The sequence below is a fragment of the Micromonospora sp. M51 genome (assembly GCF_018070305.1).
Taxonomy (GTDB): domain Bacteria; phylum Actinomycetota; class Actinomycetes; order Mycobacteriales; family Micromonosporaceae; genus Micromonospora; species Micromonospora parva.
In genome coordinates this window covers 1-8,753 of record NZ_JAGPXZ010000191.1, presented here as the reverse complement: position 1 = coordinate 8,753, position 8,753 = coordinate 1, and the positions used below count along the sequence as shown (strand labels likewise).

General features: G+C 72.6%; 9 protein-coding genes. 4 read left to right on the top strand and 5 right to left on the bottom strand.

Annotated features, from left to right (window positions below; all coding sequences use genetic code 11):
* The first annotated feature begins 43 nt into the window (after positions 1–43).
* The 3 genes from KBX53_RS13030 (at position 44) to KBX53_RS13020 (ending at position 5,382) form a co-directional block, all read left to right on the top strand.
* Entirely contained in the window at positions 44–2,596 is a 2,553-nt protein-coding gene (locus KBX53_RS13030; RefSeq protein WP_210859436.1) for a DUF4118 domain-containing protein, read from the top strand.
* A complete protein-coding gene (locus tag KBX53_RS13025) occupies positions 2,593–3,273 on the top strand; it encodes a response regulator (RefSeq protein WP_210859434.1) in 681 nt (226 codons plus the stop codon). The genes KBX53_RS13030 and KBX53_RS13025 overlap by 4 nt, the downstream gene beginning before the upstream one ends.
* Positions 3,274–3,372: 99 nt before the next feature.
* Positions 3,373–5,382, top strand: coding sequence for an FAD-dependent oxidoreductase (locus tag KBX53_RS13020; RefSeq protein ID WP_210859432.1), 2,010 nt, complete (start codon positions 3,373–3,375; stop codon positions 5,380–5,382).
* On the opposite strand, the gene KBX53_RS13015 is transcribed toward KBX53_RS13020, so the two are convergent.
* From KBX53_RS13015 to KBX53_RS13005, 3 genes are all read right to left on the bottom strand, one after another.
* Positions 5,283–5,651: an SAV_915 family protein gene (locus tag KBX53_RS13015; RefSeq protein ID WP_209444499.1), complete on the bottom strand. Its 369-nt coding sequence runs from the start codon at positions 5,649–5,651 to the stop codon at positions 5,283–5,285. The genes KBX53_RS13020 and KBX53_RS13015 overlap by 100 nt on opposite strands.
* Positions 5,652–5,725: 74 nt before the next feature.
* Positions 5,726–5,866 carry a hypothetical protein gene (locus KBX53_RS13010; protein WP_156057352.1) on the bottom strand — a complete coding sequence of 47 codons (141 nt, stop codon included), beginning with the start codon at positions 5,864–5,866 and terminating at the stop codon, positions 5,726–5,728.
* Positions 5,863–6,273: a hypothetical protein gene (locus tag KBX53_RS13005; RefSeq protein ID WP_156057350.1), complete on the bottom strand. Its 411-nt coding sequence runs from the start codon at positions 6,271–6,273 to the stop codon at positions 5,863–5,865. The genes KBX53_RS13010 and KBX53_RS13005 overlap by 4 nt, the downstream gene beginning before the upstream one ends.
* 164 nt (positions 6,274–6,437) lie before the next feature.
* On the opposite strand from KBX53_RS13005, the gene KBX53_RS13000 reads away from it, so the two are divergent.
* Complete coding sequence (locus KBX53_RS13000) at positions 6,438–7,193, top strand: dienelactone hydrolase family protein (protein ID WP_210859431.1); 756 nt, start codon at positions 6,438–6,440, stop codon at positions 7,191–7,193.
* A gap of 117 nt (positions 7,194–7,310) precedes the next feature.
* On the opposite strand, the gene KBX53_RS12995 is transcribed toward KBX53_RS13000, so the two are convergent.
* Positions 7,311–8,414 carry an L-dopachrome tautomerase-related protein gene (locus tag KBX53_RS12995; RefSeq protein ID WP_030329481.1) on the bottom strand — a complete coding sequence of 368 codons (1,104 nt, stop codon included), beginning with the start codon at positions 8,412–8,414 and terminating at the stop codon, positions 7,311–7,313.
* A 99-nt stretch (positions 8,415–8,513) separates the two neighbouring features.
* A partial coding sequence (locus tag KBX53_RS12990; protein ID WP_210859429.1) for an SMP-30/gluconolactonase/LRE family protein occupies positions 8,514–8,753 on the bottom strand: 240 nt, incomplete at its 5' end.

Below are 8,753 nucleotides of genomic sequence, written 5' to 3'. Positions count from 1 at the left end.
GGCGCGGCCCCACCGGCCGACCTGACCAGGGAGGATGGTCCCCGTGCCACGCGGAGAACTGCGCATCTATCTCGGCGCCGCCCCCGGCGTCGGCAAGACGTACGCCATGTTGGAGGAGGCCCAGCGGCGGGCCGCGCGCGGCACCGACGTGGTGATCGGCTTCGTGGAGACCCACGGTCGGCAGCACACCGCCGCGATGCTCGGCGACCTGGAGCAGGTGCCCCGTCGGGCGATGACCTACCGGGGCGCCGAGTTCACCGAGATGGACCTGGACGCGGTGCTGGCTCGCCGGCCCGAGGTCGCCGTGGTCGACGAGTTGGCGCACACCAACGTGCCCGGGTCCCGGCACGACAAGCGCTGGCAGGACGTCCAGGAGCTGCTCGACGCGGGGATCGACGTGCTGTCCACCGTCAACGTGCAGCACCTGGAGTCGGTCAACGACGTCGTCGCGCAGATCACCGGCACCACCCAGCGGGAGACCGTGCCGGACGAGATCGTCCGCGCCGCCGAGCAGGTCGAGCTGGTCGACATGACCCCGGAGGCGCTGCGCCGGCGGATGGCGCACGGCAACATCTACCGACCGGACAAGATCGACGCCGCGTTGGGCAACTACTTCCGGGTCGGCAACCTCACCGCACTGCGCGAGTTGGCGCTGCTCTGGCTGGCCGACAAGGTCGACGAGCAGCTGGACCGCTACCGCAGCCAGCAGGGCATCGCCGCGACCTGGGAGGCCCGGGAACGGGTGGTGGTCGCGCTGACCGGCGGGCCCGAGGGGGAGACGCTGATCCGTCGGGCCGCCCGGGTCGCCGCCCGCAGCAAGGGCGCCGACCTGCTCGCCGTGCACGTGGCCCGCAGCGACGGCCTGGCCGGCGCCGACCCGGCCCAGCTGGCCCGCCAGCGGGTGCTCGTGGAGAGCCTGGGCGGCACGTACCACCAGGTGCTCGGCACCGACGTGCCGGCCGCGTTGCTGGACTTCGCCCAGGGTGTGAACGCCACCCAACTGGTGCTCGGGGCCAGCCGGCGGGGCCGCCTCGCGCAGATCTTCGCCCGGGGCGTCGGGGTGACCACCACCGCCCTGTCCGGCTCGATCGACGTGCACCTGGTCACCCACAAGCAGGCAGGCAAGGGCCGCCGGGCGGCGGCCGTGCCGGCGGCGTTGTCCCGCCGCCGCCGACTGCTCGGCTTCGGCCTCGCGGTGCTGGGCATGCCGCTGCTCACGGTGCTGCTGCGGACCCTGCCCGACCTGACGCTGACAAACGACATCCTGCTGTTCCTCGCCGGGGTGGTCGGGGTCGCGCTGGTCGGCGGGGTGTGGCCGGCCCTGGTCGCCGCGCTCGGCGGAAGCCTGCTGCTCAACTGGTTCTTCACCCCGCCCTTCAAGACGCTGACCATCGCCGAGGCGGACAACCTGCTCGCCCTGGCCGTCTTCGTCGGGGTGGCGTTGGCGGTGAGCTGGATCGTCGACGTGGCCGCCCGGCGTACCCGGGAGGCCGCGCGGGCCGCCGCCGACGCGCAGACCCTCGCCGCCGTCGCCGGTGGTGTGCTGCGCGGCGAACGTCCCCTGCCCGCCCTGCTGGACCAGCTCCGGGAGACCTTCGGGCTGCGCGCGGTGAGCGTGCTGGAGCTGGCCGAGGAGGCACGCGGGCGTCCGGAGCGGGCCCGCGAAGAGCACGCCTGGTGTGTGGTGGCCAGCGTCGGTGAGCAGCCGGCCTGCACCCCCGACGGCGGCGAGACGGCGGTACCCGTCGACGACCGGATCACCGTGGTGCTCAGCGGCCGGCGGTTGGAAGCCGCCGACCGGCGGATCGTCGAGGCGTTCGCCGCCCAGGCCGCTGTCGCGCTGCGCCAGGAGCGGCTCGCCGAGGAGGCCGCCACCGCGAGACCCCTCGCCGCTGCGGACCGGATGCGCACCGCGCTGCTCGCCGCGGTCAGCCACGACCTGCGTACGCCGCTGGCGTCCGCGAAGGCGGCAGTGACCAGCCTGCGCAGCCACGACATCGAGTTCGACGAGGCCGACCGCGAGGAGTTGCTGGAGACCGCCGAGGAGTCGCTGGACCGGCTCGCCCGGCTGGTCGCGAACCTGCTGGACATGAGCCGGCTCCAGGCGGGTGTGCTGGGCATCTCGGCGACCGCCGTCGGCCTGGAGGACGCCGTACCCCTGGCGCTTGACGAACTTGGCCCGGCGGCCGCGACCGTCGGCACGGACATCCCGGCCGACCTGCCGGCGGCCACCGCCGACCCGGGCCTGCTGGAACGGGTGCTGGTCAACGTGGTCGCCAACGCGCTGCGCTACAGCCCACCCGACCAGCCGCCGGTGATCACCGCCAGCGCGCACGCTGGTCAGGTGGAGCTGCGGGTGATCGATCGGGGGCCGGGCATCCCGGAGGACCAGTGGGAGCACGTCTTCCTGCCGTTCCAACGCCTCGGTGACCGGGACAACCAGACCGGTGTCGGTCTCGGTCTCGCCCTGTCCCGGGGGTTGGCCGAGGCGATGGGTGGCAGCATCACCCCGGAGACCACCCCCGGTGGTGGGCTCACCATGGTGCTGCGGCTGCCGGCTGCCGCGCAGACCAGCTCGGAGGGGCCACCGGAATGACGCGCATCCTGGTCGTCGACGACGAACCGCAGATCCTGCGCGCCCTGCGGATCAACCTGCGGGCCCGCCGGTACGACGTGGACGTCGCCGGCACCGGGGCCGCCGCGTTGAAGGCCGCCGCCAGCCACCCACCCGACCTGGTGGTGCTCGACCTCGGCCTGCCCGACATCGACGGGGTGGAGGTGATCCGGGGCCTGCGCGGGTGGACCACAGTGCCGATCATCGTGCTCTCCGGCCGGGCCGGCAGCGAGGACAAGGTGGCGGCGCTCGACGCCGGTGCGGACGACTACGTCACCAAACCGTTCGGGGTCGAGGAGTTGCTGGCCCGCATCCGCGCGGTGACCCGCCGCCTCGGCGCGCCCAGCGAGGCGGTGCCGGCGTTGCGGATCGGTCAGCACACCGTCGACCTGGCCGACCACAGCGTGCGCAGGGACGACGGCACCGAGGTCAAGCTGACCCCCACCCAGTGGAGCGTGCTGGAGAAGCTGCTGCGGCACCCCGGCAAGCTGGTCAGCCAACGGCAGCTCCTACAGGACGTGTGGGGGCCGGAGTACCAGAACGAGACCAACTACCTGCGGCAGTACCTGGCCCAGCTGCGGCGCAAGCTGGAGGACGACCCGGCCCGCCCCCGGCACCTCATCACCGAGCCGGGAATGGGCTACCGCTACCGCCCCTGACCCGTTGACACCCGCCGGCAGAGATTGAAGAATTTCGACAGCAGCGGCAGCGGCGTGCTTCTGTAACCGTCCCCTCCGGTTACCCCTCGGGAGTTCGCCGTGTCAGTGCCCCTGTCCCGCCGCCGTCTGCTGACCGCCGGCGGCGCCGGCCTCGTCCTGGCCGGTCTCTCCGACCCGTTCCGGGCCGGTCCCGCCCGCGCCGCCGTCACCACCGCCGACCTGGTCGTCTACGGCGCCACCTCCGGTGGGCTGGCCGCCGCGATCACCATGCGTCGGCTCGGCCACACCGCCGTGGTGGTGGAGCCCACCAGCCACGTCGGTGGGCTGAGCACCGCCGGGCTGGGCGCCACCGACACCGGGGTCCAGGCGTCCATCGGCGGGCTGGCCGCCGAGTTCTACCGCCGGGTGTACGTCAAGTACCACGGCGGCACCCTCACGCCGACGTCGCCGCTGCGGATGACCTTCGAACCGCGCGTCGCCGCAGCCGTCTTCGCCGAGATGCTGGCCGAGGCCGGCGTCCCCGTGGTCGTCGGCGCGCGGCTGTCCAGCCTCGGCCGCAGCGGCAACCGGATCACGGAGCTGCGCACCGAGGTCGGGTCGATCTACTCCGGCAGGGTGTTCGTGGACGCCAGCTACGAGGGCGACCTGCTGGCCATGGCCGGGGTGGGGTTCACCGTCGGGCGGGAGTCCAACGACACCTACGGCGAGACGATCAACGGGGTGCAGTCCCGCAACACCCACCAGTTCGTCTACCCGGTCGACCCGTACGTGACGGCCGGCTCGCCCGCCAGCGGCCTGCTGCCGGGCATCTCCACCACCCCGCTCGCCCCGCAGGGCAGCGGCGACGACCGGATCCAGGCGTACTGCTTCCGGATGTGCCTCACCCAGGCGGCCAACCGGATCCCGTTCGGCAGGCCGTCCGACTACGACCCGATCCGGTACGAGCTGCAGCTGCGCCACATCCAGGCCGGCTTCACCGGCCCGTACTTCACCACCGGATCGATCGGCGGTGGGAAGACCGACTCCAACAACAACGGCGCGGTGTCCACCGACCACATCGGTTTCAACCACGCGTACCCGACGGCGACCTGGGCGGCGCGGGAGAGCATCATCGCCGAGCACCGCAGCTACCAGCAGGGGATGATGTGGTTCCTGGCCAACGATCCCCGGTTGCCGGCATCGGTGCGTGAGTCGACCGCCCGGTGGGGGCTGCCGGCCGACGAGTTCACCGGCACGGGCGGCTGGCCGCCGCTGCTCTACATTCGGGAGGCCCGCCGGATGGTCTCCGCGTACGTGATGACCGAGGCTGACTGCCGGGGCCGGGTACGGGCCACCGACTCGGTGGGCCTGGCCAGCTACACGATGGACTCGCACAACTGTCAGCGGGTGGTTGTCGACGGCCGGGTGCGCAACGAGGGGGACGTGCAGATCGGGGTGCCGTCGCCGTACCCGGTCAGCTACCGGGCGATCGTGCCGCACCAGGCCCAGTGCGCCAACCTGCTGGTGCCGGTCTGCCTGTCGGCGAGCCACATCGCGTACGGCTCGATCCGGATGGAGCCGGTGTTCATGATCCTCGGGCAGGCCGCCGCCACGGCGGCGTCGTTGGCGCTCGCCGGGAACCTCGCCGTGCAGGCGGTGTCGGTGCCCGCCCTCCAGGCCCGGCTGCGCCAGGACGGCGCGGTGCTGGAATGGGGATCGACCAGCGAGGTGATCCTGGACAACGCGGCGGCCGGCGGGATCACCCGGGCCGGGACGTGGCTGCGCAGCACCAGCATCGGTGGCTACTACGGCCCGGACTACGAGCACGACGGCAACACCGCCAAGGGCGTCAACCGACTGCGGTTCCGCCCGACGCTGCCCGCCTCCGGGTCGTGGACCGTGCAGCTGCGCTGGACCGCCGACCCCAACCGGGCGAGCAACGTGCCGGTCGACATCGCGTACTCCGGCGGGGTGGCCACCCGGACCGTCGACCAGCGGCAGTCCGGGGGCCAGTGGGTGCCGCTGGGCACCTACCCGTTCACGGCGGGCACCGACGGGAGCGTGCTGATCCGTACCGAGGACACCGACGGCCACGTCATCGCCGACGCGGTGCGCTTCGTCCGCGCCTGACCGATCGGGCCGGCGGCGGTCGTCGGGCGGGCGGCGGTCGTCGGGCCCAGCGGTGGTGCCACCAGCAACGGGTCGACCTGGATCACGTCGATGCCGAGCGGGCGCAGCATGCCGCGCAGCGCCGACTCGCACAGCTCCTCCCACTGCTGGTCCGCGCCCATCGCGGTGACCAGCAGCTCGGGCCGGGTGAAGGCGATGCCCATCCGCTGCCCCTGCGGGGAGCGGCCGGTCCGTACCGTCCGCACCATTCGTCCCGGGAGGTCACGCACCGGAACGGCGTAGATTATCGGGCCCTCGTCCATTGTCGGGTCGGTCCTTTCCACACGTGCCGCCGCGGTGGCGGTCATCGGCTGAGTCGTTCGAGGTCGCGGGCGAAGCGGCGGATGGTCGCGGCCAGCTGCGTCGCCCGGCGCAGCGCCTGCATCCCGGCGAACGAGCGGTCGACGCCCACCACGACCCGGTGGGCACCGGTGCGGCGGCTCATGCGGCGGACCCCGCCCAGGCCTGGGCGTCCGTCGGGGCACCCGGGTCGGCCGGTGTGGTCAGGTCGAGCGCGCGCAGGATGTAGTTCGCCTCCGCCACCTCCACTCCGGCGCGTAGCCGCAGGTCGGCCACCGCGCGGTGCAGCACCGTGATGCTGTCGGCGGCAAGCCGGATGACAGCGTCGACGTCGGCCGCGATCCACCACGCGGCGACGGCGCACGGCTCGTGCCGCAGATACTCCACCAGGTGGCTGCCGGGCGCGGACGGGCCGAGCCGGACGCTGACCAGTGCCTCGTGCCGCCGTTCCGACCCGTCCGCCCTGGTTGTGGGCGCGCCGGGCACGTTGTCGGTGCCGGCGTCGGGTGGCAGCTCTCCGCGTTCCCAGCGTGTCATCCGCCAAGGACTCATGGCACCCATCGTCACCACCGGGCGGCGGCGGAGCACCAGTCGATACGCCGTTTCGACGGGTCACCGCCATTTCTTGACGCCGTGTTCACGCGGCTGCCGGCCAGGCACGCCGACACGGCGAGTAACGTTCGGAACGGACCAAGATCGGCGTACGAGGAGGCACTGTGCTGACGACGACGGTGGACATCGCAACCAGTGACGGAGTGGCGGACGCGTCCCTCACCCGACCGGACGGCGACGGCCCGTTCCCGGCGGTGCTGCTCTTCATGGACGCCTTCGGGCCGCGCCCACGCCTGGTGGAGATGGCCGAGCGGATCGCCGTCCGGGGCTACCTGGTGCTGACGCCCCACCTGTTCTACCGGGGCGGTCGGGCACCGCTGTTCGACCTGTCCCGGCTCGGCGACGCGGACCAGCGCGGTGCGCTCTTCGAGCAGATCATGCCGCTGATCGGCGCGCTGACCCCCGAGGTGGTCAGCCGGGACACCGCCGCCTACCTGGACTTCCTGGCCGCACGCGACGACGTCCGGCCGGGCCCGGTGGTGATCACCGGTTACTGCATGGGCGGCACGAACGCGTTGCGCGCCATCGAGGCGCACCCGGACCGCATCGCGGCGGTCGCCAGCTTCCACGGCGGGCGGATCGTCACCGACGCGCCGGACAGCCCGCACCTCGCCGTCGGCTCGATCACCGGTGAGGTGTACTTCGGGCACGCCGACGCCGACCAGTCGATGACGCCGGAGCAGATCGCCACGCTGGAGAAGGCGCTCGACGCCGCCGGGGTGCGCTACCGCTCAGAGGTGTACGCGGGCGCCCACCACGGCTACACCATGGCCGACACCCCGGCGTACGACGAGCAGGCCACCGAGCGCCACTGGGTCGCCCTCTTCGACCTGCTGGACCGCACCCTGCCGACGAGCTGACGGCCTGAGTCCAAGAATGCGTCGATCTTGCAGTTCCGGTTGTTGATTTGGGAGTAGATGCCCCTTCTGTCGGGACAGAAAGTGCAAGATCGCGGAGGGAGCCGGGCCCTGGCGCGGTCAGGGGCGCAGCAGCACCGGGCCGGCGTCGATACGGGTGCGGAACAGCGCGTACGGCTTGCGCCGCAGGTCCTTGCCGCGCTGGTACTGCGGCTGCCGGTGCAGTTGGTTGGCCGTGACGTAGAGGTATCCGTCGGTGGCCACCGACATGGTGTCCGGCCAGAGCAGTCGCGGGTCGTGCACCAGCGTCTCGTACCCGCCGTCGGGCAGTCGACGCAGCACGGCGTTGTGCTCGTACGAGGTGATGTAGAGCCGCCCCGCGTCGTCGCTCTCCAACCCATCCGAGGCGGTGCCCCGGTCGCCCTCGTCGACAACCGTCGCGGCGACGGCCTCCTGGGTGACCCCCGGGTCGGCCAGCGCGTCGGTGGAGACGCTGTAGAGGCGCCGGGACGCCAACGGGCAGTAGTAGAGCCGGGTGCCGTCGGCGGAGATGGCGATGCCGTCGGAGCCCATGCCCACCGGCTTCGGCGGCCCGTCGGCCGGTCGTTCCAGGAACGGCCGGCCCTCGACAATCGGCCGGAACGACGTCAGCGGCTCCGCCTTGGTGGACGGGTGGTCGTGCAGCCGCCGCCAGGCGGCACCGCTGGCCAGGTCCACCACGATGATTCCGTTCGGCCCGGCGAACGCGGAGTCGGTGATGTACGCGACGCCCGCCTCGCCCCGCCGCAGGTCGAAGCGGACGTCGTTGAGGTACGTCGTCGGCAGCGCCACGTCCGCCGGGAAGGTGATCACCTGGGCGACGGTGTCGGTCTCCAGGTCGACCCGGACCAGCTTCGGGCCGCCCGGCTTGGTGGGTTGCAACATCGGACTGCCGGTGTCCAGCACCCAGAGCCGGTCGGCCGGGTCCACCACGATGCTCTGCACCGAGACGAACGCGCCCGCGTCGTCGTCGCCGGACGGGTCGTTCCACGCCTGGTCGGGGTAGGGCGTCTCCTGACCGTCGCGCAGCTCGACGACGGTGGCCGGCACCTCGTCGCCCCACTTCGGGAAGTTGACGAAGATCCGGCCCCGGTGCGAGACGCTCACCCCGGTCGGCATCGGGCCGGTGAAGGTGTGCACCAGCTCCAGTTCCCCCATCGGCTCGTCGCCGACCGGCCCGTTCATGCCGCCCACCCTGTGCTGATCATCGGCTCGCTCCCCACCTGTCGGCTGTTACCGCCTGCGGTGCGGTTGTTCCCGCCGTGGCGTCCGGTATGCCTCCGGTCAGCCGATCGGTGCGGCGGCGCGCGCGGCGGGCAGGCCGGGGACCTCGACGTCCACCGCGAGCAGCGCGCCGTCCTGCGGGCCCGCCACGTCCAGCCCCACCCGGGCGGTGCCGATGAAGAGTCGCCGCAGGTCGGGGCCGCCCAGGCAGATTCCGGCCGGCTGCTTGGCCGGCAGTCGGATCTCCCGGTCCAGGGTGCCGTCGGGCCGGTATCGGCGGACCGCGGAGCCGCCCCACAG

Excerpts from the sequence above, each read along its gene's own strand:
- KBX53_RS13005 (WP_156057350.1), bottom strand. The coding sequence starts at position 6,273 with ATGAGTCCTTGGCGGATGACACGCTGGGAACGCGGAGAGCTGCCACCC.
- KBX53_RS12995 (WP_030329481.1), bottom strand. The coding sequence starts at position 8,414 with ATGAACGGGCCGGTCGGCGACGAGCCGATGGGGGAACTGGAGCTGGTG.
- KBX53_RS13025 (WP_210859434.1), top strand. The coding sequence starts at position 2,593 with ATGACGCGCATCCTGGTCGTCGACGACGAACCGCAGATCCTGCGCGCC.
- KBX53_RS13010 (WP_156057352.1), bottom strand. The coding sequence starts at position 5,866 with ATGAGCCGCCGCACCGGTGCCCACCGGGTCGTGGTGGGCGTCGACCGC.